Origin of the sequence: Thioalkalivibrio sp. ALJ12 (genome assembly GCF_000378305.1) — a bacterium.
GTDB lineage: Bacteria > Pseudomonadota > Gammaproteobacteria > Ectothiorhodospirales > Ectothiorhodospiraceae > Thioalkalivibrio.
In genome coordinates, this window is sequence record NZ_KB899539.1 from 298,121 (window position 1) to 321,025 (window position 22,905).

Here is a 22,905-nt window from a genome sequence, read left to right on the forward strand (position 1 = left end):
TCCCGATGTCAGAAGGGCAGCTTGAAGAAATACGCTCCGCCTTGGACGAGGACCTGTCCATGCAAACCAAGTTGGGGTCGGACCTCGGTAAGTGGCCGAAAGTAAAAGGGTTAACGGGTTTGCAGCCGCTGCTGTGGAGCTTAGTGGCGCGGTTTTGAGGCGGAAACGGCCGTTTGGGTCTGTGGTTTGGGTTGGCATCTGGTGAAGCCGCCGCAGGGGAGAGGGAAAGAGAATGCTCCAGTCCAGAATTGCCTGGCTTGATCACGATGCGGAGGCGCGCGAGCGGAGTATGCGTGTGCTGGCGATGTTCGGGGAACGCGATACGCGCGATGAGCTTGGGCTAGGGGCGGTTCGAGACAATCTGGCGGATCTGCTGTTTCCGGGCACGAGTACGATTCAGACGCGCTTGCGCTACATGCTGTTGGTGGCGTGGGTGTATCAGCAGGTAGAGGCGGAGTTGGCGCAGGGCGCGCTTGCGGCGGAGAAGGTGCCGGCGCGGGCGGCGGATCTGGAGTTTCGCATTGTGGATGTGCTGCGCGAGGCGGACGACCGGGCCGGTGTTTTCGGGATTGGATCCGGGCGGACGCTGCAGCGATTGCCCAGCTCGGTGTACTGGGCGGGGCTGGCATCCTGGGGCATTCGGGAGGTGCCGCTTTCGCAGGAGCGCTACCACCGCAGCGTGGCCGGCCTGGTGGAACGGCGGCGCGAGGGTGTGGCTCGGGCGGGCGAGGGTGAATCGGGCGACAGCGGTTCGGAGTATCGCACCTGGCATGCCGGCCTGCCGGAAGCGCCGGAGCGGTTCCCGGCAGATGTGTCGCTGGCGCTGGGCCGTGCGGAGGCGGCATTCATCCTGGACCGGGTGCGCGAGTGTCATCCGGCGAGCCTGCTGGCCCATCTGTTCGAGCGCTGTGCGCCGGCGGACGTGGAATACCCTTGGGAGCACCCGGATCGGGCGGGTTTCAGCGACCGGCAGCAGGCGCTCCTGGATCAGGCGGAGAAGCTTGCGGTGCTCGCGCAGGGGGCGTTCCTGCTCTACAACCTGGCGCTGTCCGAACGGCGCGAACGCGAGGACTGGGTCGAGCACTACGAGCAGCGGATGGATGACTGGACCGAAGCGGCCCGGGCGCTGCCGCTGGAGGAATGGGATCTGGACGAACTGTTTGCGCTGACGGAGGGGGGAGCGCTGCGGGTACAGCAGGGGGCGCGCGACTTCCTGCGCGACTGGCGCGAGCGGGTATTGGCCTGTGGCAGCGACGGGACGCGGCTGCGGGCGGACGAGGCGGCGCGTGATCTGGTGCGTCGGCGCGAATCGCTGCTGAAGAAGGCGCGTTCGCGCTTCACCAACCCGCAGGCGCTGACGCAATGGAGCGGCCAGTCGGGTGCCTATCGCTACAACTATCGCTGGCCGACGGTGAGCCGATTCCACCGTGACCTGTACGCGGCATTTCACGGGGACGACGGGTGATGCTCGATCCGAATGGCCGCAACCTGTACACGAGCCTGCTCACACCACCGCCCGGGTATTCGCTGGACCAGGCGCTGGGCACGACCTTCTCGCTGGATATTCCGACGCTGCTGACCATCCCCGTGCATCTGTCGCTGCTGGGGGCGGAGCGGCGGGATGACGGGATCGCGGTGTACGAGTCGGTCCGCCGCACGATGGACCGGGTCACGCTCTATCTCCAGCGCGGCGAGATGCGCGCGCCGAAGGACGGCAACCATCTTTTCGGGCTGCTGGAGCCGTGCATGGTGGAGGTGGAGCCGCCCGGGGACGGGGTGTTTCACCCCAAGGTCTGGCTGCTGCGCTTCCGGCCGGACGAGGGGGTGCGCGAACCGCCGCTGCTGCGGGTGGCGATCCTGTCGCGCAACGTGACCGACGATCGCTCCTGGGATCTCTCGCTGCAGCTCGATGGCGAGCTGGGTGAGGAAAGCATCGAGGCGAACCGGCCGCTGGCGCGGCTGCTGGAGAGCCTGCCGGGACTGGCCACGCGCGAGGTCGATGCGGACCGGCGGGCGCAGGCTCGGGGGCTGGCGCGGGATCTGATGGCTTGCAAGTTCGCGTTGCCCCCTGGTGCCGAGAGCCTGGAGTTTGCGGTTCCGGGCCTGCCGGGCATGCGCTGGGAACCGGAGGCGAGCGATCGCCTGGCGGTGATCTCGCCGTTTCTGAAGGATGCCGCGCTCGGCCGGCTGGCCGGCGCCAGTGGCGGTCCGGTGGCGCTGATTTCGCGTCCGGAGGAGCTGGAGCAGGTTTCGCCGGATGTCTGCGGCGGCTTCGGTGGCTGTTACGTGCTGCACGAGGCGGCCGAGACCGAGGACAACGAGGGCGAGATCGACCACGACACCCACGGGCTGCACGCCAAGGCATGGATCAGCGAACGGGGTACTCGCACGTCGATCACGCTGGGATCGGCCAACGTGACGGATGCGGCGTTGCTGGCGCAGCACAACCTGGAGGTGATTGCGACCCTGAAAGGCCCTCGGCGCAAACTGGGTGGCATCGACGACCTGCTGGGCGAAAAGGGCCTGGGCGGCGTGTTGCAGCGCTGGGAACCTGGGGAGCGAGCGGAGCCCGAGGCTGCAGAACTCGTGAGGGCGCGCGAGCGGCTGGAGCGGGCGCGTACCGAGCTTGCGCGGGGTGGGTTGCGGGTGGTTTGCGAGGCCGGTAATTCGGAGGATATGTGGCGGTGGTGGCTGGTCGGGCAGGTGGAGCTGCCGGAGTCGGTGAATTGCCGCGTTTGGCCGGTGAGCCGGTCACCCAGTGATGCGGTAGCGCTTGGGGAGGGCGGTGACACAGGGAGAAGCGAGTTGCCATATGGCGGCGTGGCCTACCTGACCGGGGTCATTGCCTTTGAGCTTACGGATCCGGCGGCGGACCACGCGCTGCGCTTTGCACTGAACCTGCCGATCGAGGGCTTGCCGGTAGAGGAGCGCGAGGCGGCCATCCTGCGTGCCGTGGTAGAGAATCGCGACGGGTTCCTGCGGTATCTGATGCTGCTACTGGCAAATGACGATGCCGCCGCTGGCGCCTTTATCCCGATGGCGGGAAGTGGACACGGGCACTGGCAAAGGGTGGTGCTGGACGAACTGCCGCTTCTGGAAGAGATGACCCGCTGCTACAGCCGCGAACCGGAGCGCCTGCGGGATATCGCGGAAATGATCGAGCGCCTGCAGGGGCGCCTCGGCACCTCTGACCTGGTGCCGCCGGAGTTCGAGGCGTTGTGGCGGACGTATCAGGAAGCGATGGAGCACCGCGATGGCCGGGATTGAGGGTTTCGATGCCCAGCCGGTGCTGGACGGGCTCAAGCCCTTTCAGCGCCGCACCGTGGATTACGCCTTCCAGCGGCTGTTCGACCCGGCCGGCAGCGGGCGCTTTCTGGTGGCCGACGAGGTTGGGCTGGGCAAGACGCTGGTGGCTCGGGGGGTGATCGCGCGCAGTCTGGAGGCGCTGAGCGGACAGGGCGAGCGCGTCGACATCATCTACGTGTGCTCGAACGCGGCGATTGCGCAGCAGAACATCCGCCGGATGAATGTGCTCGAGGACAACGAGTTTGCGCTGGCCAGCCGCTTGACCCTGTTGCCCGAGACGGTTCATCAGCTCAACCGGAATCCGGTCAATTTCATCAGCCTGACCCCGGGGACCACCTTCAACCTTCGCTCCAGCACGGGGATCGCGCGGGAGCGGGTGCTGCTGTTCCATCTGCTCGATGGGCTGGAAGGTCTGAGCTCGGCCGGTCTGAGCAAGGTGCTCCAGTGCAACGTCGGGGAACGCTGGCCGCAACTACTGAAAGAGGGGCCGGAGGAGATCGAGGCCGACCTGGCAGCCGCGTTTCTGGAGGATATGCGCCAGCAGACGGAATTGCTCGGAGAGCTGCGGCGACTGTGCGAGGTCTTTGAGGTACCAGAATCCGAGCGGCCGGCGGAGACGAATGCCGAGCGCAATGCCCTGGTGGGTCGGCTGCGCCGCAGGCTTGCTCGCGTCTGTCTGGATGCGCTGCGCCCATCGCTGGTGATCCTGGACGAGTTCCAGCGGTTTTCCGACCTGCTGAACGGGGAGACAGAAGAAGCCGAACTGGCCAATGACCTGTTCTCGCTGGAGGGTGCGCGGCTCCTGCTGCTGTCGGCAACTCCGTACCGGATGCTGAGCATGCACGGAGAGTCGGACGAAGATCATCACCAGAACTTCCTGGATACGGTGGGGTTCCTGTACGGCGACGAGCACGAGGTGGACGGCCTGCGTTGGGCACTGGAGACCTATCGCCGCGGCTGCCGGCAACTGGCAGAGGGCGATCACGAGGGTATTCAGCAGGCGCGTGAGGGTCTTCAATCGCGGTTGCTACGGGTGATGTGCAGAACGGAGCGCGTGGGCTTGACGCGCCGGCGCGATGCCATGCTTTCCGGGGACGAGCGCACCGTGGAGCTGGCGCCCCTGGATCTCGAATACGCCCGGAACATCGATTCCACGGCGCATGCGGCGGGGTTGCCGGATGTCATCGAGTACTGGAAGTCGGTGCCGTACATGCTCAGCTACATGCGCGGCTATCAGATGCGCCGGGAGCTGGATGCCATTGCGACCAAGCCACCAAAGAAGCTTCGGCGGGCGATCGCGCGGGGGAAGGGGCTCAGTACGATCGACGTAAATCGCATTGAGGCCTACGAGCCGCTGGATATCCCGCATGCCCGGATGCGGGGATTCATCGACGAAACCGTGGGTGCTGGTCTGTGGGAGCTTCTGTGGTTACCGCCTTCGTTGCCCTATACGCAGCTGGCCGGGCCGTGGGCGCGGGCAGGAGAGGTCACCAAACAGCTAGTGTTCTCGGCCTGGAATGCCGTGCCGGATGCGATTGCCACGCTGTGCTCGTACGAGGCGCAGGCGAGGGCGTTTGGCCAGGTGGGCGGGGATGTCGGGTACAGCAATACCTACGAGCGGGTCCGGCCACTGCTGCGATTTCAGACGGACGCGGATGGGCGCCTGACGGGAATGCCAGCCCTGGCCCGCATCATGCCGGCGCCTCGCCTTGCTCGCGAGGTGGATCCTTTGCATCTAGCCATCGCCTTTGGCAATGGTGAACCACCGGCCCTCGGCGTACTCCTTGTGGAGGCCACGCGGCGCTGTCGTGACCTGCTCGACGAACTGCCACAGGGGGACGAGTACGGGCGGGTCGACGAGCGCTGGTACTGGGCCGCGATCGCGATGCTGGAACGGGATGCGGGCCTGATCGAGTGGATGCAGGCGGCGAGCGGCTGGCCCGAGGCCATCCCCGAACAGGAAGGGGGCGAGCACTTTCGCGCCCATCGCGACCAGATGATCCAGGCCATGCGGGGGGGACTGGACCTGGGGCGGCGCCCGTCAGACCTTGCAGAAGTGCTGGCCCGGTTCGCGCTTGGAGGCCCCGGGGTTTGCGCGCTACGTGCACTGCGGCGGGTGGCTACGGATGTCGATTGGAACGATCCGGCATTGTTGCTGGGGGCCGCGCGGGTGGCCAACGGCTTTCGTACGCTGTTCAATCTGCCCGAGAGCGTGGTGCTGATCCAGAACCGGGATGAACAGCCCTACTGGCGGCAGGCACTGGACTATGCGGTGGAGGGCAATCTGCAGGCCGTCCTGGACGAGCAGGTGCATGTGCTGCCGGAGCAACTGGGGAGGGTAGAGGCACCCGCCGCCGAGCGCATTGATGCGGTGGCGCGCGCTGTGACGGAATCCTTATCCATGCGTTCGGCGCAGCTCAAGGTGGACGACGTTCGAGTGAACAAGCGCCGGTTGGAGGTCGCGGATCTCTCCATGCGTTGCAGGTTCGCACTGCGGTTTGGCGATATGCGCGATGACACTGGCGGCGCTCTCGCTCGTGCCGACTCCGTGCGGGCGGCGTTCAATTCGCCCTTTCGACCTTTTGTGCTGGCCAGCACCTCGGTCGGGCAGGAAGGCCTGGACTTCCATACCTGGTGTCACTCGGTGGTGCACTGGAACCTCCCGTCGAATCCGGTGGACATGGAACAGCGCGAGGGGCGCGTTCATCGCTACAAGGGCCACGCGGTGAGGAGGAACGTCGCCCAGCACATCGGCCTGGCCGCGCTTGCGGACTGGCAGGGGGAAGGAGACCCGTGGGCCCGCCTGTTCGAATGCGCTGAAGCGACGGAGTTTGGCCAGCAATCCGACCTGGCACCGTGGTGGATCTACGAGGCCGGGGACGCACGCATCATGCGGCGGGTCCTGCTGTTGCCATTGAGCCGAGACGTGGGGCGCCTCAAGCGCATGAAACGCCAGCTCGCGCTCTACCGCATGGTATTCGGTCAGCCGCGACAGGAAGACCTGATCGCCTATCTGGATCATGCTCTGCCGGAGGATGCGCCTGAGGACTGGCAGATTTCTTTGCTCCCGCCTGCTCTGCCAGGTTGAACCCGTGCGCATGCGTTTTGGGAAAGCTGATCAATGGACACGCTGACGTTGGCACCTCAGGTTCTCCTAGGCAAAGCGTGTCTTGCTACGGATAGAGCTGCGGCGAGCGCCGCGTTACAAAGGGCTTTGACAGGGGGCGGGGAGCGCGTAGAATACGCGGCTCGAAGACGACAGGCGCGTAGCTCAGTTGGTTAGAGCACCACCTTGACATGGTGGGGGTCGTTGGTTCGAGTCCAATCGCGCCTACCAGTATTTTGAGAAAGCGAGCCAGGGTCTCCCGGCTCGCTTTTTTGTTTTGGGGATACGGACCATGGAAAGGTTCGCAGGGTGGGTACATGCTTGCGGTATGGGTGCTTCGTTGGGGGCGGGTGTCGGACATCTGCGAATGAACGCGCGTACGTTGCTTCAGCCGCTGGTCGCGGCGTTGCTGCTGGCGTTTCTGGCGGCGTGTACCCCGATGCAGCCGGCGTCGGACCGGGTGGACCGTACCCCGCAGGCGCCAGCGGTACAGGGCGAGCTGGCGACCTGGCTGGATACGCTGCCGGCGGTCGAGGAAGGGCAGACGGGGTTCCGGCTGCTGGATACCGGGGCGGAGGCCTTTCAGTGGCGGGTGCAGAGTGCGCGCAAGGCGCAGGAACGCATCCATATCCAGTACTACATCTGGCGCGATGACGTGGCCGGTCGCACGCTGCTCGGGGAGCTGCTGGATGCGGCGGACCGGGGCGTGGCGGTGTCGCTGTTGCTGGACGACATGGATTTGCGCGGCAGTGATGACCTGCTGGCCGCGGTCAATCAGCATCCCAATATCGAGGTTCGCGTGTTCAACCCGTTTCGTACGCGCCGGGGTGCGGTGCGTGCGGGGGTGGAGTTTGTTTTTCGTGGCAGCGACCTGAATCGCCGTATGCACAACAAGGCCTGGGTGGTCGACGGGCACCTGGCGATCATCGGCGGGCGCAACATCGGCGACGAGTACTTCGAGGTCAGCCCGTATTACAACTTCACGGATCTGGATCTGGTGATGGTCGGCCCGCTGGCGACGGAGGTCGATCATTCGTTCGTGGAGTACTGGAACAGCCGCGCGGCGATCGATCTGCGGCGGATGCGTCGGGTGGAGCAGGACCCGGAGAAGCTCGCGCGCCACCGGGAGAAGCTCGACGCCTGGCTGGCCGAGCACCAGGAACATCCGCTGCTGACACTGGAGCCACTGAATGGTGTGCCCCTCGCCGAGCCGATTGATGATGCCGGGGCTTACACCTGGACGGACCAGGCCAAGCTGGTCGTGGATGACGTTGGCAAGGCCAAGGGCTACGAGCATATCCGGGACGGGGTCGCCGAGGCGGTGGCACGGCGACTGGATGCGGTCGAGCACGAGTTGTTGATGATATCGCCGTATTTTGTGCCGCGGCGGGATGGCACGGCGCAGCTGATCGCGATGCGCGAGCGGGGCGTGCGGGTGAGTGTACTGACAAACTCCCTGGCGGCGAATGATGTGGCCTTTACCCACAGCGGCTACTCGCGCCGCCGTCCCGCATTGCTGGAGGCCGGGGTGGAGCTGCACGAGTTGCGCCCGACTGCGCTGCCGCCACGCGCAGCCGCGGATCGCGAGATGGGGATTGGCTCCTCGCATGCGAGCCTGCATACCAAGGCGCTGATCATCGATCGCGAGGAGGGATTCGTCGGCTCGTTCAATCTGGACCCACGCTCGCGCTATACCAACACCGAACTGGGCGTGTTCCTGCGCGAGCCGGAGATCGTGCAGGAGCTGCTGGAGCTGTACGAGCACAGCACCCGGCCGGAGCTGGCGTATCAGGTTCGGCTGGACGACGAGGGCTGGCCGATCTGGACGGACGACGAGGGCACGCTTTACCGCACCGATCCGAAGGCGGGTATCTGGCGGCGCTTCTTGTCCGGGATTACGCGACTGGCGCCAGTGGAGCCGCTCCTGTAAACAGGGGGCCTGTCTTGCCGTTCACTATAGGAGTTGTCATGTCCAGAAAAGCACTCTCGCTTCTCGCCCTGCCGTTGGCCGCGCTGATCTCCACCGCAGGTGCCGATGAAGGCGAAATCCAGCGCATCCTGGAGGCCAAGGAGGCGGCCTGGGAGGCCGGTGATGGCGAGGCCTGGGCGCGGGACTATCAGGAAGACGCGGGGCTCGTGAACCTGTTCGGCACGCGCTTTGATGATCGCGCGACGAATGCCAAGCGGCATACCGAGGTCCTGCAGGGGCCGTTTGCGGGCAGCTCGTTGAGCGTGGATGTCCAGGATATTTCGATGCTGAGCGAAGACACGGCGTTCGCCGAGGCCGTGCTGCGGGTATCGGACATCGAATCCATGCCGGCCGGGTTGCCGGATCGCGGCGATGGCGTGCTGTACACCCGCATGAGCTTTCTGCTCGAGCGGGATGATCACCACGGCTGGCAGATCCGGTTCGGGCATAACACGGTCGTGCATCCGTAGGGCTGTAGTGTCAGGGGGGTTACATGGAATGTAAGGCATGCGGGCGGGACAACCCGCCCGAGGCGCGCTACTGCAATGGCTGTGGAGCGGATCTGGTCGAGGTGGCTGCAGCGTCGCCGGCGCACGCCGGGCCGCCGGAGGATCGCGCCGCCTTTGGCGGCTTCTGGCGGCGTGTGCTGGCCACCCTGGTCGATATGGTGGTCATCGGGGTGCCGCAGATCGTGGCGCAGATGGTGATCAGCCCGGAGACGATGGCGCCCAAGGGGCCGGAACCCGAGTTGATGGCGGCCGATATTGCCTGGATGCTGATCAACATCCTGGTGGCCTGGCTGTACTGGGCGGGGATGCACAGCTCCCGCTACCAGGCGACGGTCGGCAAGATGGCGGTGGGGCTGCGTGTGGTCGACTATCACGGCGAGCGCATTACCTTCATGCGCGCGACAGGACGCTATCTCGCGGAGATCCTTTCGGGCCTGCTGTTCGGCATCGGCTACCTGATGGTGGCGTTTACCCGCCGCCGCCAGGGGCTGCACGACCTGATCGCCGAGACGTTCGTCGTGCGCAAGGAGTGGCTGAACTAGGCCACCGCTGCGGTTGTAACGGCAGCGACGGTTTGTGAACCGCTCCCGGGCGTTGGGAGTCCGTATGGAATAACCCCGAGTGGGGAACTAGTCTCCAACGGAAATCCATACGGGTACCCCCGCCCAAGGAGCAGAGATGAAAATCGACACACTGATCGAGACGGCCGAGGCCATGGTGGCCCCCGGCAAGGGCATTATTGCCATCGACGAATCCACCAGCACGATTGCCAAGCGATTCGAAGCGGTGGGCGTGGAGAACACCGAGGAGAATCGCCGAACTTACCGCGAGCTCCTGCTCACCACACCGAAGCTGAACGAATACATCTCCGGCGCCATCCTCTACGACGAGACCCTTCGCCAGTCCACGCGCGACGGCAAGCCGTTTGTGGATGTGATGCGCGAGGCGGGCATCCTGCCCGGCATCAAGGTGGATACGGGCGCCAAGGACCTGGCGGGGTTCCCCGGCGAGAAGGTTACCGAGGGCCTGGACGGGCTGCGCGAGCGCCTGCAGGAATACGCCCGGATGGGTGCGAAGTTCGCCAAGTGGCGCGCCGTGATCACTATCGGCGAGACCATGCCCACCGATACCTGCATCGAGGCCAATGCGCATGCGCTGGCCCGGTATGCGGCGCTTTGCCAGGAGCAGGGGCTGGTGCCGATCGTGGAGCCCGAGGTGCTGATGGACGGCGATCACGACATCGAGACCTGCTATGGCGTCACAGAGGCGACGCAGCGGGCGGTGTTCAGCGCGCTGTACGAGCATCACGTGTTGCTGGAAGGCACGATCCTGAAGGCCAGCATGGTGATCCCCGGCAAGGACTGCCCGGAGCAGGTGGGTGTGGACGATGTCGCCCACGCAACGCTTCGCTGCCTTGCCTCCGCGGTGCCCGCAATCCTCCCCGGTATTGTGTTCCTGTCGGGCGGGCAGAGCGACGCGGATGCAACTGCGCACCTGGATGCAATGAATCGCATTGGGGGCACGCCCTGGCCGCTCTCGTTCTCCTACGGCCGCGGCATGCAGCAGGCCGCGATGAAGCTGTGGGGCGAGGACATGCAGGCGAATTTCGAGAGCGCGCAGAAGACGGTATACGAGCGTGCCCGCGACAATGGCCTGGCCGCGGAGGGCAAGTACGCGGCCTAGGGCGTGCGGGTCACGATGGGCGGGTGCAACCTGGAACCTGCGGCGTAGTTGATCTGAATCAATTCCCGCCGGGTTCCAGGTTCATAGACTGTAGCTGCCGGGCATGGGTCGGTCGGCGAGGGCACAAGGATCAGCGCTGTCGGCGCCGTGCCCCCGTATCGATTCCTCCGGCGGTGTATGTCGCGTCTTGGCCTGTTACCCCCAGGGTGACAGGCCTTTTTTGTGACCTGCGTTGTGGCTCTGGCAGGCTCCCGGAGCATTTTTTTGTCAGCGCAGATCGGATTGGAATGGGTTCGATTTTTATACGATCCCGCGCGAACTCGCGGTAACTCCGGTAGGCTGCGCACCCGATGACGACCAGGCCGATGGAACAAAATTGGCCAAAGCACGTCCGGAATAACCGGGAAGAGGACCGGAACAGGTCCAGCTAGAAATTGCGGTTTATCCAATTCAAACCACCAATAGGAGCCAGTCAATGAATCTGACTCGGAGAGAATTCCTGCAGGCCATGGCCGTGGCGAGCGCCGCCGGCTTCTCGATGAATGCCTGGGCCGGCGAGAAGGGATCGTGGAAGCCCCTGAGCAGCGAGATGTACGACATCCCGAAATTCGGCAATGTCTCGTTCATGCACTACACCGACTGCCACGCGCAGCTGAAGCCGATCTACTTCCGCGAGCCGAACGTGAACATTGGCGTGGGCGACATGAAGGGCAAGCCGCCGGTGCTGGTGGGCAACGAGCTGCTCGAGTGGTTCGGTATCAAGCCCGGTACGCCGATGGCGCATGCCATCACCCATCTCGACTACGTCGACGCGGCGGAGAAGTACGGCCGTATGGGCGGTTTCTCGCACCTGTCCACGCTGGTCAAGAAGTTGCGCGCCGACCGGCCGAACTCGTTGATGCTGGACGGTGGCGATACCTGGCATGGTTCTGCGGTGTCCCTGTGGGACGACGGTCAGGACATGGTCGATGCCCAGAAACTGCTAGGTGTGGACATCATGGTCGGCCACTGGGAGTTCACCTTCGGTGACGAGCGCGTGATGGAGATCGTCGAGAACGACTTCAAGCCGAACGGCATCGACTTCCTGGCGCAGAACATCGAGGACCGCGACTGGGGCGACCCGGTGTTCGAGCCCTACACCATCCGCGAGATGAACGGTGTGCCGGTGGCGGTGATTGGTCAGGCCTTCCCGTACACCTCGGTGGCCAACCCGAGCTACATGTTCCCGGACTGGAGCTTCGGCATCCGCGACGAACACATGCAGCGCATGATCAACGAGTGCCGCGAGAAGGGCGCGAAGGTGGTCGCGATCCTGTCGCACAACGGCATGGTCACGGACATGGAAATGGCCCGCAACCTGGAAGGCGTGGACGTGATCATGGGTGGTCACACCCACGACCCGATCCCCGGTGCGGTCGAGATCGAAAACGCCGGTGGCGACATCACGCTGGTGACCAACGCTGGTTCGAACGGCAAGTTCCTGGGCCTGCTGGACCTGGATGTCGGCGAGAGCGGCGTGCGCGACTACAAGTTCCACATGCTGCCGGTGTTCTCCAACCTGCTGGATGCCGATCCAGAAATGGAAGAGCACGTGAAGAAGGTCCACCAGCCGTATGAGGATAAGCTCAACGAAGAGCTCGCGGTGACCGACGGCGTGCTGTACCGCCGTGGCAACTTCAACGGCACCTTCGACGAGGTGATCCTGGATGCACTGCGCGAGAAGCTGGATGCCGAGGTGGCCCTGTCGCCGGGCTTCCGCTGGGGTGTCAGCGTGCTGCCGGGTCAGCCGATCACCTTCGAGGAGGTGATGAGCCAGACCGTGACCACGTACTCCGAGGTCCAGCGTAACGAGATGACCGGCGAACAGCTGAAGAACACGCTGGAGGATGTGGCCAACTCGATCTTCAACCAGAACCCGTACCATCACCGCGGTGGCGACATGGTCCGGACCGGTGGGATCAAGTACACGATCGATCCGCACGAGTCGATGGGTTCGCGTATCAGCGACCTGGAGATCAATGGCGAGCCGATCGACATGGACAAGAACTATGTCGTGGCTGGCTGGGCGAACGTGCACGAGCCGCTGGATTCCGAGCCGGTCTGGGAACTGGTCGCGGACTACCTGCGCGAGAAGGGTACGGTTGAGGTCAGCAAGCCCTATCTGCCGAAGCTGAAGAACGTCGAAGGCGATCCGGGCCTGGAGGTCTGATCCCGACGGTGGATTGGTGACCCGGATGTTCGGTCCGGTTACCCTCGAAGCCGCCTCACCCCTCTCGGGTGTGGCGGCTTTTTTCATGGAGGAGACATGGTGGCGATCGAGGCGACCGCGTCCGAACTGCTGTTTTACTGCCGCCCGGGTTTCGAGCCCGACCTGATTGCCGAGCTGACGGAGCGGGCGGCAGAGGCGGGTATGGCCGCCTATCCGCGCGCGAAGCCCGATACCGGATTTGTACGCTTTGTCCCGGCGGATGGCGATCTTGTGGGGCTGGCCGCGGCACTGCCGCTGGATGAATTGATTTTTGCCCGGCAGCGGCTGGTGGCGCTGCACCCACTGGAACGGCTGAGCCGAGAGGATCGAGTGACGCCGATCCTGGATCAGCTTCAGTTGACGGGGATCTGTTTCGACTCGCTGTGGCACGAGTGCCCGGACACCAACGACGGCCAGTCACTGGTTCGGCTGGCGCGCGCCCTGGATCGACCCTTGCAGGCCGTGTTGCGCAAGCGCGGCCTGCTGGTCCCGGATGCGGCCGGGTTGCGGGCGCACCTGTTCTGGTCCGCTGGCGACCGGGTACAGATTGCATTTTCCCGGCCGGGAGAACGCAGCGACTGGCCGGAGGGCAAGCCGCGCCTGCGGGCGGCATCCGATGCGCCCAGCCGCTCCGCGCTGAAGCTGGAAGAGGCCTGGCACACATTTATCCCGGCGGAGCAGTGGCCGGAGCGACTGGCCGAGGGCATGCAGGCCGTGGATCTGGGGGCCGCTCCGGGCGGCTGGACCTGGCAGCTGGTGCGGCGCGGGATGCATGTGCATGCCGTGGACAACGGCCCGATGGACGAGCGGTTGATGGCGACCACCCAGGTGGAGCATCACCGCGAGGATGCCTTTGTCTGGGAGCCGCCGAATCCGGTGATCTGGCTGGTCTGCGATATTGTGGACAAGCCGGCACGTGTTGCGGCCCGCATGGGGGACTGGCTGGAAAGACAGTTGTGCCGCGAGGCGATCTTCAACCTGAAACTGCCGATGAAGAAACGCTGGCAGACCGTGCGGGACTGTCTGGAACACCTGCATGAACGGCTGAGCGACGCGGGGCTGGCTTATGAGGTCCGGGCACGACAGCTGTATCACGATCGGGAGGAGGTCACCGTGCATATTCGTCTGGTCGGGGAACCCTTGGCGCGGTAGACTGTCTCTGTACTGTAAGGGGGCGACTTGGATTCGACGCGGGTCGCGAAACCTGAGGTGCATGCCGAGGATGTGGTGAGCCTCGTAAAAATCACTGCAAAAAAATAGTTGCCAACGACGACAACTACGCACTCGCCGCTTAAAAACCGGTAGATGCCGTCCGACTGGAGCCGTGCTTGTGCGTCCAGTATCGGGCGTCGACTCTCACAAGCTCGTGGTGAAGCGCGCCCGGCGTGGATCCATTAAAACTAAACCGGGATCGCCAGTTGTTTTCCCTGCCTGTCGGGTAGCGGCTGGTTAAACTCAAAGACAGAATAAGCATGTAGAGCCGAAGGCGGAGGGCCTGCGGACGCGGGTTCGATTCCCGCCGCCTCCACCAAATTAGCAAGTCCAATCAAGCGCCTTCGGGCGCTTTTTTGTTGGAGAGCCGGGTATGGCCGTGCATCAGGACAGCTTTCGCGTACGCACCGAGGGGCGGGGCACGATCAACATCACGCGCCAGATCGACGAGATCGTGGCCGCCAGCGGGATCACTACCGGTACCTGCCATGTCTTTCAGCACCACACCAGTGCCTCGTTGTTGGTGACCGAAAACGCCGATCCCGATGTCCGTCATGACCTGGAGACCCTGATCGCGCGCATGGCCCCGGACGGCGATCCCGCTTACCGGCATGACATGGAAGGCGACGACGACATGGCCGCCCATGCCCGCGCGATGCTGACCCACAATGACCTGACCGTCCCGGTCGGGATGGGCCGGCTGGTCCTGGGTACCTGGCAGGGCCTGTTTCTGTGGGAGCACCGCTACGCCGCGCACACGCGCACGCTGACCGTAACGGTCCACGGAGAGTGACCGAGTAGGCGGGCGGCGGTCCCGGCCCGGCGCCGGGTCCGGTACAATGCGCAGCCTTTGTCATCTCCGGGTATCGAGGAAGCGCAATGCGGTTTGTGGAAGGGGGTATCGCCGTCTCGCCATTTCGGTTGCAGGCACTGGAAGCCGGCCTGCGGGCGAGTGTCCCTGACGCGGGTCCGCTCGCGGCGCGGTTTGTGTATTTCATCGAGCCCCGGCGCCGCCTGACGGCGGAAGAAGACGCGATCCTGGACCGCCTGTTGTCCGAGGGCGAGGCCTGGCGCGCGCCGGACTTCGAGATCCAGCGCGAACTGGTGGTGATCCCGCGTTTCGGCACGATCAGCCCGTGGTCGTCCAAGGCCACCGAGATCGCACACCATGCCGGCCTCGAGGAGGCCGTCGTGCGGATCGAGCGCGGCATCCACTGGCAGATCGGCGGGCAGGGGGCCAAAGGCGCGGCCCTCGAGGCGCTCGGCGATGTCCTGCACGACCGGATGACCGAGACCGTGATCGAGGATCCGGCGGAGGCGGCGCGGCTGTTCCAGACCGAGACGCCGCGCTCGCTGGGCCGTGTAGAGCTGGGCGATGACCCGCGCCGGGCGCTGGAAGCCGCCAATGTCGATCTGGGTTTGGCGCTCTCGCCGGACGAGATCGAATATCTCGCGGATGGGTACGCGGGGCTCGGGCGCGCGCCCACCGACGCCGAACTGATGATGTTCGCCCAGGCGAACTCCGAACACTGCCGCCACAAGATCTTCAACGCCGCCTGGATCCTGGATGGCGAGGCGGACGAGCGCACGCTGTTCGGGATGATCCGCAGTACCCACCAGAAGCATCCGGAGCGTGTGCTGTCGGCCTACAGCGACAACGCCTCGGTGATCGCCGGGCATGCGGGCATCCGCCTGATGCCGGATGCGATCAGCGGCGAGTATCAGCGCGAATCGCTGGATCTACCGATCCTGATGAAGGTGGAAACCCACAACCACCCGACCGCGATCTCGCCGTTCCCGGGTGCCGCCACAGGCTCGGGCGGCGAGATCCGCGACGAGGGGGCCACCGGACAGGGCTCCAAGCCCAAGGCGGGGCTGACCGGCTTTACCGTATCCAATCTCCAGATCCCGGAGTTGCCGCAGCCGTGGGAGCGTGACTTCGGACGTCCGCAACGGATCGAGAGCGCGCGCCAGATCATGCTGGACGGCCCGATCGGTGCTGCCGCATTCAACAACGAGTTCGGCCGCCCGGCGCTGGCGGGATACTTCCGTACCTTCGAGATGGCTCTGCCGCGCCCGGACGGGAGCGAGGCCCTGTACGGCTACCACAAGCCGATCATGCTGGCCGGCGGCCTGGGGTCGATCCGCGGCGAACATGTGCACAAGAAGGATGTGCCCCCGGGGACGCCGATCGTGGTGCTCGGCGGCCCGGCGATGCTGATCGGCCTGGGTGGCGGGGCGGCGTCGTCAATGGCCAGCGGCGCCAGCGCCGAGCAGCTCGATTTCGCCTCGGTGCAGCGTGGCAATCCGGAGATGGAACGGCGCTGTCAGGAGGTGATCGATCGCTGCACCGCGCTGGGGGTGCAGAACCCGATCCGTTCGATCCATGACGTGGGTGCGGGTGGACTGTCCAACGCCATTCCCGAGATCCTCGACGATGCCGGGCGCGGCGGCGTGATCGAGATGCGGGAGGTCCCGACCGCCGAGCCGGGCCTGTCGCCGATGGAGCTGTGGTGCAACGAGGCGCAGGAACGCTACGTGCTGGCCGTGGACGACGGCCGTCTGGAGACCTTCCGTATGCTGGCCGAGCGCGAGCGGGCGCCGTTCGCGGTGGTCGGTCGCGCCACCGAGGAAGGCCACCTGAAGGTCGAGGACCGGCTGTTCCACGAGCCGCCCGTGGACATGCCGATGGGCATGCTGCTCGGCAAGACGCCGCGCATGACGCGCGAGGACCGTCGCACGGCACCGCCGGCTACCGACTTTGACGCGGTCGCTTGCCCGCTGGATGAGGCGGTCCGCCGCGTGCTGCAGGTACCTGCGGTAGCGGCCAAGCACTTCCTGATCACGATCGGTGATCGCAGCGTGGGCGGGCTGGTCGCGCGCGACCAGATGGTGGGCCCGTGGCAGGTGCCGGTGGCCGACTGCGCGGTCACGCTGACCGACTTCGAGGGCTATACCGGCGAGGCGATGGCCATGGGCGAGCGCACGCCGCTGGCGATCCTCTCCGGCCCCGCCTCGGGGCGCATGGCCATTGGCGAGGTCGTGACCAATATGGCCGCCGCCGATATCGACAGTACCGAGATGATTCGGCTGTCGGCCAACTGGATGGCCGCCGCCGGTGTCTCCGGCGAGGACGCCAACCTGTTCGATACCGTGCGCGCGGTGGCCGAGGATGTCTGCCCGGGCTTGGGTATCTCCATCCCGGTGGGCAAGGATTCGCTGTCGATGCGTACGGTCTGGGAGACCGCCGATGGCGAGGCGCGGGACATGTATTCCCCGGTCTCGCTGATCGTCTCGGGCTTTGCCCCGGTCGCCGACGTCCGGCGCAGCGTGACGCCCGAGCTGAATCCGGGTGCGGACTCGACCCTGTGGCTCATTGACCTGGGCGAGGGGAACACCCGCATGGGTGGCTCGGCGCTGGCCCAGGCCTGGGGGCATATCGGGAGTGAGGCACCGGATCTGGTCGATGTGGCGCGCCTGCGCGGCTTCTTTGACGTGATCACGGGGCTGCGCCGCAAGGATCTGCTGGCCGCGTACCACGATCGGTCCGATGGCGGCCTGTTCACGACGCTTGCGGAGATGGCCTTCGCCGGTCGTTGCGGGCTGGAGGTCACGGTGCCCGACGACCACCGCGCTCAGGAGTGGTTGTTCAACGAGGAGCTGGGTGCGGTCGTGCAGCTGGCCCCGGGGGCCGAGGCGGCGCTGCGTGACGGGCTGAACGCCGTGGGCCTGGGCGCGCACCTGCATCGCGTTGCGACCGTGCGCGCGGATGACCGCGTGCTCGTGCGCCAGGGACCGAAGGATTTGCTGGAGACCACGCGGGCGCAGTTGCAGGGCGACTGGCAGGCAACCTCGGCCGCGATGCAGCGGCTGCGCGACGACCCGGAGTGTGCCGAAGAGGAGTTCTCGCGTGTCGACAACGATGGCGGCCTGACCGCGCGCCTGGGGTTCGACCCGGCGGAGGATATCGCCGCGCCCATGATCGCGACCGGCGAGCGGCCGCGCGTGGCGATTCTGCGCGAGCAGGGGGTGAACGGCCAGCTGGAGATGGCGGCGGCATTCGAGCGTGCGGGGTTTCAGCCGGTGGATGTCCACATGACGGACCTGCTCTCGGGACGGAGGGCGCTGGACGAGATGCAGGGCCTCGCTGTCTGTGGAGGATTTTCCTACGGGGATGTGCTCGGCGCCGGGGGCGGCTGGGCCCAGACCATCCTGAACCACGCGGCGTTGCGCGATCAGTTTCAGGCCTTCTTCGACCGCGCCGACAGCTTTACGCTCGGGGTCTGCAATGGTTGCCAGATGCTGTCCCATCTGGCCCCGCTGATTCCCGGAGCGGATCACTGGCCGCGCTTTGTGCGTAATCGCTCGGAGCAGTTCGAGGCCCGGTTGTCACTGGTCCGGGTGGAGCCGGGCCCCTCGGTCCTGCTGGACGGTATGGGTGGATCCCTGCTGCCCGTGGTGGTCTCGCACGGGGAGGGCCGCGTGCAGTATCGGGACGATGTCCCGGTGCACGACCAGGCGGCGCTGCGCTACGTGGAGGCGGACGACACGCCGGCCACCCACTACCCGGCGAACCCCAATGGCTCCCCGGGCGGCGCCACCGGTTTCACTTCGCAGGACGGCCGTGCCACGATCATGATGCCGCACCCGGAACGGGTGTTCCGGACCGTGCAGCACAGCTGGCACCCACAGGACTGGGGTGAAGACGGCCCCTGGATGCGGTTGTTCCGTAACGCGCGTGTGTTCGTGGCCTGATCGTCTATAAGCGTCTGTACAAACCGCGCAAGCGGCGGGAACGCACCCTGCCGGTAAATCAGGAGGTCCGATGACGGCGAGCGAATGGAGCGAGTACCTGGGGGATGATCTGCGGGTGAGCAGTGCGCTCGCGGTCGGCCCATCGGAGCGCGCCTTGACGGACCCGGGGCTCGCACAGCGCCTGATCGAAAGCCTGGACCTGTTCGACGACACTCACCCGCGCTCGATCCCGCACGAGGACGAGACCGCACCCGAGATCCAGCGCATGGAGCACAAGCTGGACCTGCTGCTGCATCTGGTGGCCGAATCGCTGCACCCGGAGCGTCCGGCACCCGTGGAGGCGACCTTGTCGCGCCACGGGATTGTACTGCCAGCGGGCACTGTACCCGAGGACTGTGATCGTCTGGAGATCTATCTCAGCCGGCTGTTGCCGCAGCCTTGCGTGCTGGGTGTCGAGAGTCCGACAACGGCTGGAGACGTACAGCTGATGCGGTGGATGGGCATGGAAGACACCCTCAGAGAGGCTCTTGGACGCTGGATTTTTCGCCTCCATCGGCGCGAGATTGCCGACAAACGACAGAAAGTTGACGCCGGTCACAACTAGCCGGATACTGAGACGCTCATCACACCTTTGTATGGGTCGGCTTTGGACCCTGCATGAGTCAACTCAGTCTACGAGCGGTGGCCGGTATGACGGATCTGAATGGACGCAGCCAGGAACTACGGATTGCTCTCACCGGTGAACCAGGCGCTGCCCGCGACACGCAGGCGATTCTGTCCTGTCTCGGTTGTGAAACCGAATCCCATCAATCCCCCGAAGCCCTGATCGACCAGGGTTCCGACGCCGCAGCGGTGTGGTGGTGCGGCCCGGCCGCGGAGTTGGACCAGCGCCTGTTCGAGGGACTCAACGGGCAGACGACCGTGGTCGTGCAGCCCACCGATGGCGAGAAGGTCAGCGCCCCGGGTTCGGGTTGCGTGGTGGAGCACCCGTTGTCGATTGCCCAGGTGAGCCAAGTCTTGCAGTGGCTGCGGTACGGCCGCGAGCCCGGGCATGACGACATGCCGGGCCTGGTGGGGGTGCATCCGACGATGCTGGCGGTCAAGCGCCTGGTCGCGCAGGTGGCCCGTACCGATGCCACGGCGCTGATTCTGGGCGAAACCGGGTCCGGCAAGGAGGTCATTGCGCGGGCGATCCACGCGGCCTCCGATCGTGCGGACAAGCCCTTCGTCGCCGTCAACTGCGGCGCAATCCCGGCGGATCTTCTCGAAAGCGAGTTGTTCGGGCACGAGAAAGGGGCCTTTACGGGTGCCTTCACCGCGCGTACGGGCCGCTTCGAACTGGCCGGCGACGGGACGCTGTTCCTCGACGAGATCGGGGACATGCCGTTGCCGATGCAGGTCAAGCTGCTGCGTGTCCTGCAGGAGCGCGTGTTCGAACGCGTTGGTTCCAACAAGTCGATCTCCACCAATGCACGGATCATCGCGGCCACGCATCGCAATCTGGATGACGCGGTGACCGAGGGCAGTTTCCGTCAGGATCTGTTCTTCCGGCTCAATGTATTCCCCATCGAGCTACCCCCGTTGCGCGAGCGCGCGAGTGACATCCCGTCCCTGGTGGCTGCGCTGGAGGATCGGTTGCGAGAGCAGGGTATGACTCCGGCCCACCTGACCCCGGCCGTGATGGCGCACCTGAGCCAGCTGCCGTGGAAGGGCAACATCCGCGAACTGGCAAACCTGCTCGAGCAGTTGGCCATCATGTATCCGGACCTGCCAGTGGACCTCGGGCAGCTCCCTCCGCGGGTCCGCCCGGAGGGCATCGAAGACCTGACCATGCCGCCGCAGAGCGATGCGAATGGACAGGCCGGCAGCGCGCCGAATGGGGCATTGGGTCTGGCCCGCGAGGGGTTGCCCCCGGAAGGCGTGGACCTGCGCGGCTATCTGAATGACCTGGAGCGCGAAATGATCGTCACGGCGCTGAACGAAACCGGGCAGGTCGTCGCCCGTGCGGCGCGCCGCCTCGGTATGCGCCGCACCACCCTGGTCGAGCGTATGCGCAAGTTCGGATTGGGCAAGGCCTGAGGTTCTGCCCCTTGGCCCAGCATCGTCGGGAAGCCGTCAGGTGGGGGCCGCGTTGATACCGGAACGCCCGACGAGGATTTGACGACGCGCATCCGGACCCCTTGTTAAGTAACTGTAGTTATTTCGTTTCTTCTTTCTGGCTTGGTTCTTGCTGGTTGCCTCCTGAACTTCCGAGGAACCGGTATATGTCCAGAGCGACCATTCTCCTAGTCGATGCGGAACCCGCGCTGCGCGAGGCGGTGGTCCGCGTATTGGCGACGATCCCGCGCGTGCGGCTGGAATCTTGCCGGAGCGAGGCGCTACCGGTCGCACTGGAGACGCATCGCCCTCGTGCGGTTTTGGTGGCGCGCAGGGATGCCCCGGGCCACTGGGCTGAGTTGGGGGCGCGGATGCCGGTCGCCGCGGTCGGGCACGACGCCACGCAGGACGCCGAGATCGGGGCCTTGCGTGAAGGCTTGGCCGCGCATTTCGCCCTTCCCGAGATGGCCGAGTCCATGGCTGAATGGCTGCGTTCGGTGGCCAGGCCGTCGCCCAGCATTGTGGTTCCACGGATGGTGGCGCAGAGCGCCTCAATGCAGTTGTTGGACGCCTTTGTCTCGAGGATCGCCGCAAGCCCGGCGACGGTATTCGTCACCGGCGAGTCAGGCGTTGGCAAGGAGGTGCTGGCCCGCCAGGTGCATGCCCGCTCACCACGTGCGAACGGCCCGTTCGAGGCCGTCAACTGCGCGGCACTGCCGGAGACGATGCTGGAGGCCCTGTTGTTCGGGCATGCGAAGGGGGCGTTTACCGGGGCACTGGAGGCGCGGCCCGGGAAGTTCGCCCAGGCCCACGGCGGGACGCTGTTGCTCGACGAGGTCACGGAGATCCCGGTGAACCTGCAGGCCAAGCTGCTGCGGGTGCTGCAGGAACGCGAGGTAGAGCCACTGGGCGGCCGGCAGGCCCGCCGAGTGGATGTACGGGTGATTGCGACCTCGAACCGCGACCTGCGCGAGGCACTGGCGGAAGGGGTGCTGCGCGACGACCTCTACTACCGCCTGAATGTCTTTCCTGTCTGGATCCCGCCGCTGCGCGAGCGCCCGGAGGATATCGTGCCGCTGGCGCGCACCCTCTTGCGCCGGTTGAGCGGCAATGCCTTGACCGATCTCGATGCGTCTGCCCGGAAACGGCTGGTCGAGCACGACTGGCCGGGCAATGTGCGCGAGCTCGCCAATGTGATGGAACGTGCGGTGACGCTGCACGATGCGGCGCGTGGACCCGTTATCGGTGTCGAAGCGATCTGGCTGGACCTGGACATGCTGATGCCCTGGGGCACGCACGAGTGTCGGCCATCGGACGCTTCGGACCCGGATGACCGCGACTCGGTCGACGAGAACTCGACGCCCATGCTGGAACAGACCCTGCAGACACAGGAGAGTCGGGTGATTCTCAATGTCCTGCGCGAGTCGGGCGGGCGCCGCAAGGAGGCCGCGGAACGTCTGGGAATCAGCCCCAGAACATTGCGTTACAAGATTGCCCGGTTGCGGGAATCGGGCTTCGCGGTGCCTTCGTCGAGTCACTAGTGAGACCACTGGCACGGCCTTTGCTTCGTGCTGTTTCGACGCCAACAGGCCACATCGGGCATTGGCGCGAAGGGTAAGACACGCACACGTGGGCGTGGATGGCGAATAGGGGAGTCGAATCATGAGCGAGATGCAGATTCAGAACGTTCTGGCCCAGATGCGCCAGCTGACGCAGAGCTCGGGCGTGGAAGGGACCAATCCCGCACAGCAGCCGGGCAAGGTCGGCGGGGCGGATTTCCAGAACGTGCTGCGCGACTCGCTGCGCGGGGTGAATGATGTTCAGCAGAGTGCGACCGATCTACAGACTCGCTTCGAGCTGGGCGACGAGAACGTCAGCCTGCCCCAGGTCATGGTGGCAATGAACAAGTCGAGCATCGCGTTCGAGGCCACGAACCAGGTACGCAACCGGCTCCTGAATGCGTATCAGGAAATCATGCGGATGCAGGTCTGATGCGCGGACCGCACGGAGAATAAGTACT

15 protein-coding genes, 1 tRNA gene and 1 other RNA gene are annotated in these 22,905 nt (G+C 65.4%); all 17 read left to right on the forward strand.

The annotated features are described in order from the left end of the window. Window positions 1–232: 232 nt before the first annotated feature. The 17 genes from F467_RS0108755 to fliE all read left to right on the forward strand — a co-directional run bounded on the left by F467_RS0108755 (window position 233) and on the right by fliE (window position 22,877). Window positions 233–1,465: a DUF6361 family protein gene (locus F467_RS0108755; protein ID WP_018139206.1), complete on the forward strand. Its 1,233-nt coding sequence runs from the start codon at window positions 233–235 to the stop codon at window positions 1,463–1,465. Then, window positions 1,465–3,267, forward strand: a complete 1,803-nt coding sequence (locus F467_RS0108760; RefSeq protein WP_018139207.1) for a phospholipase D family protein — start codon at window positions 1,465–1,467, stop codon at window positions 3,265–3,267. Before F467_RS0108755 ends, F467_RS0108760 begins: the two co-directional genes overlap by 1 nt. Further along, complete coding sequence (locus tag F467_RS0108765) at window positions 3,254–6,394, forward strand: helicase-related protein (RefSeq protein WP_018139208.1); 3,141 nt, start codon at window positions 3,254–3,256, stop codon at window positions 6,392–6,394. Before F467_RS0108760 ends, F467_RS0108765 begins: the two co-directional genes overlap by 14 nt. A gap of 172 nt (window positions 6,395–6,566) precedes the next feature. Beyond that, a tRNA-Val gene (locus F467_RS0108770) sits at window positions 6,567–6,643 on the forward strand. A gap of 136 nt (window positions 6,644–6,779) precedes the next feature. Further along, window positions 6,780–8,342 (forward strand): phospholipase D family protein, encoded by a 1,563-nt coding sequence (locus tag F467_RS0108775; protein ID WP_018139209.1) that lies wholly within the window; start codon window positions 6,780–6,782, stop codon window positions 8,340–8,342. 38 nt (window positions 8,343–8,380) lie between these two features. Beyond that, window positions 8,381–8,851, forward strand: coding sequence for an SgcJ/EcaC family oxidoreductase (locus tag F467_RS0108780; protein WP_018139210.1), 471 nt, complete (start codon window positions 8,381–8,383; stop codon window positions 8,849–8,851). 23 nt (window positions 8,852–8,874) lie between these two features. Continuing rightward, window positions 8,875–9,432: an RDD family protein gene (locus F467_RS0108785; RefSeq protein ID WP_018139211.1), complete on the forward strand. Its 558-nt coding sequence runs from the start codon at window positions 8,875–8,877 to the stop codon at window positions 9,430–9,432. 136 nt (window positions 9,433–9,568) lie between these two features. Then, entirely contained in the window at window positions 9,569–10,573 is a 1,005-nt protein-coding gene (locus F467_RS0108790; protein ID WP_018139212.1) for a class I fructose-bisphosphate aldolase, read from the forward strand. Between the two features lie 475 nt (window positions 10,574–11,048). After that, window positions 11,049–12,782, forward strand: coding sequence for a thiosulfohydrolase SoxB (gene soxB, locus F467_RS0108795; protein WP_018139213.1), 1,734 nt, complete (start codon window positions 11,049–11,051; stop codon window positions 12,780–12,782). Between the two features lie 96 nt (window positions 12,783–12,878). Then, window positions 12,879–13,973 carry a 23S rRNA (cytidine(2498)-2'-O)-methyltransferase RlmM gene (gene rlmM, locus F467_RS0108800; RefSeq protein WP_018139214.1) on the forward strand — a complete coding sequence of 365 codons (1,095 nt, stop codon included), beginning with the start codon at window positions 12,879–12,881 and terminating at the stop codon, window positions 13,971–13,973. An 18-nt stretch (window positions 13,974–13,991) separates the two neighbouring features. After that, window positions 13,992–14,352, forward strand: a transfer-messenger RNA (tmRNA) gene (ssrA, locus tag F467_RS13525). A 54-nt stretch (window positions 14,353–14,406) separates the two neighbouring features. Continuing rightward, the gene (locus F467_RS0108805; RefSeq protein WP_018139215.1) at window positions 14,407–14,826 is read left to right on the forward strand and encodes a secondary thiamine-phosphate synthase enzyme YjbQ; all 420 of its coding nucleotides are present in this window, start codon (window positions 14,407–14,409) and stop codon (window positions 14,824–14,826) included. Between the two features lie 86 nt (window positions 14,827–14,912). Continuing rightward, window positions 14,913–18,788 carry a phosphoribosylformylglycinamidine synthase gene (gene purL / locus F467_RS0108810; protein WP_018139216.1) on the forward strand — a complete coding sequence of 1,292 codons (3,876 nt, stop codon included), beginning with the start codon at window positions 14,913–14,915 and terminating at the stop codon, window positions 18,786–18,788. 70 nt (window positions 18,789–18,858) lie between these two features. Further along, window positions 18,859–19,392 (forward strand): PilZ domain-containing protein, encoded by a 534-nt coding sequence (locus F467_RS0108815; RefSeq protein ID WP_018139217.1) that lies wholly within the window; start codon window positions 18,859–18,861, stop codon window positions 19,390–19,392. A gap of 86 nt (window positions 19,393–19,478) precedes the next feature. Then, window positions 19,479–20,867, forward strand: a complete 1,389-nt coding sequence (locus F467_RS0108820) for a sigma-54-dependent Fis family transcriptional regulator (protein ID WP_018139218.1) — start codon at window positions 19,479–19,481, stop codon at window positions 20,865–20,867. 185 nt (window positions 20,868–21,052) lie between these two features. Continuing rightward, window positions 21,053–22,426, forward strand: coding sequence for a sigma-54-dependent Fis family transcriptional regulator (locus F467_RS0108825; protein WP_026182223.1), 1,374 nt, complete (start codon window positions 21,053–21,055; stop codon window positions 22,424–22,426). 121 nt (window positions 22,427–22,547) lie between these two features. Continuing rightward, window positions 22,548–22,877: a flagellar hook-basal body complex protein FliE gene (gene fliE, locus F467_RS0108830; protein ID WP_018139220.1), complete on the forward strand. Its 330-nt coding sequence runs from the start codon at window positions 22,548–22,550 to the stop codon at window positions 22,875–22,877. Window positions 22,878–22,905 lie beyond the last annotated feature (28 nt).

Bases quoted from the DNA above. Each gene is read 5' to 3' on its own strand.
- fliE (WP_018139220.1), top strand. From the start codon at position 22,548: ATGAGCGAGATGCAGATTCAGAACGTTCTGGCCCAGATGCGCCAGCTG.
- F467_RS0108760 (WP_018139207.1), top strand. From the start codon at position 1,465: ATGCTCGATCCGAATGGCCGCAACCTGTACACGAGCCTGCTCACACCA.
- F467_RS0108775 (WP_018139209.1), top strand. From the start codon at position 6,780: ATGAACGCGCGTACGTTGCTTCAGCCGCTGGTCGCGGCGTTGCTGCTG.
- F467_RS0108765 (WP_018139208.1), top strand. From the start codon at position 3,254: ATGGCCGGGATTGAGGGTTTCGATGCCCAGCCGGTGCTGGACGGGCTC.
- F467_RS0108755 (WP_018139206.1), top strand. From the start codon at position 233: ATGCTCCAGTCCAGAATTGCCTGGCTTGATCACGATGCGGAGGCGCGC.
- F467_RS0108825 (WP_026182223.1), top strand. From the start codon at position 21,053: ATGTCCAGAGCGACCATTCTCCTAGTCGATGCGGAACCCGCGCTGCGC.
- F467_RS0108820 (WP_018139218.1), top strand. From the start codon at position 19,479: ATGACGGATCTGAATGGACGCAGCCAGGAACTACGGATTGCTCTCACC.
- rlmM (WP_018139214.1), top strand. From the start codon at position 12,879: ATGGTGGCGATCGAGGCGACCGCGTCCGAACTGCTGTTTTACTGCCGC.
- F467_RS0108790 (WP_018139212.1), top strand. From the start codon at position 9,569: ATGAAAATCGACACACTGATCGAGACGGCCGAGGCCATGGTGGCCCCC.
- F467_RS0108785 (WP_018139211.1), top strand. From the start codon at position 8,875: ATGGAATGTAAGGCATGCGGGCGGGACAACCCGCCCGAGGCGCGCTAC.
- soxB (WP_018139213.1), top strand. From the start codon at position 11,049: ATGAATCTGACTCGGAGAGAATTCCTGCAGGCCATGGCCGTGGCGAGC.
- purL (WP_018139216.1), top strand. From the start codon at position 14,913: ATGCGGTTTGTGGAAGGGGGTATCGCCGTCTCGCCATTTCGGTTGCAG.
- F467_RS0108815 (WP_018139217.1), top strand. From the start codon at position 18,859: ATGACGGCGAGCGAATGGAGCGAGTACCTGGGGGATGATCTGCGGGTG.
- F467_RS0108780 (WP_018139210.1), top strand. From the start codon at position 8,381: ATGTCCAGAAAAGCACTCTCGCTTCTCGCCCTGCCGTTGGCCGCGCTG.
- F467_RS0108805 (WP_018139215.1), top strand. From the start codon at position 14,407: ATGGCCGTGCATCAGGACAGCTTTCGCGTACGCACCGAGGGGCGGGGC.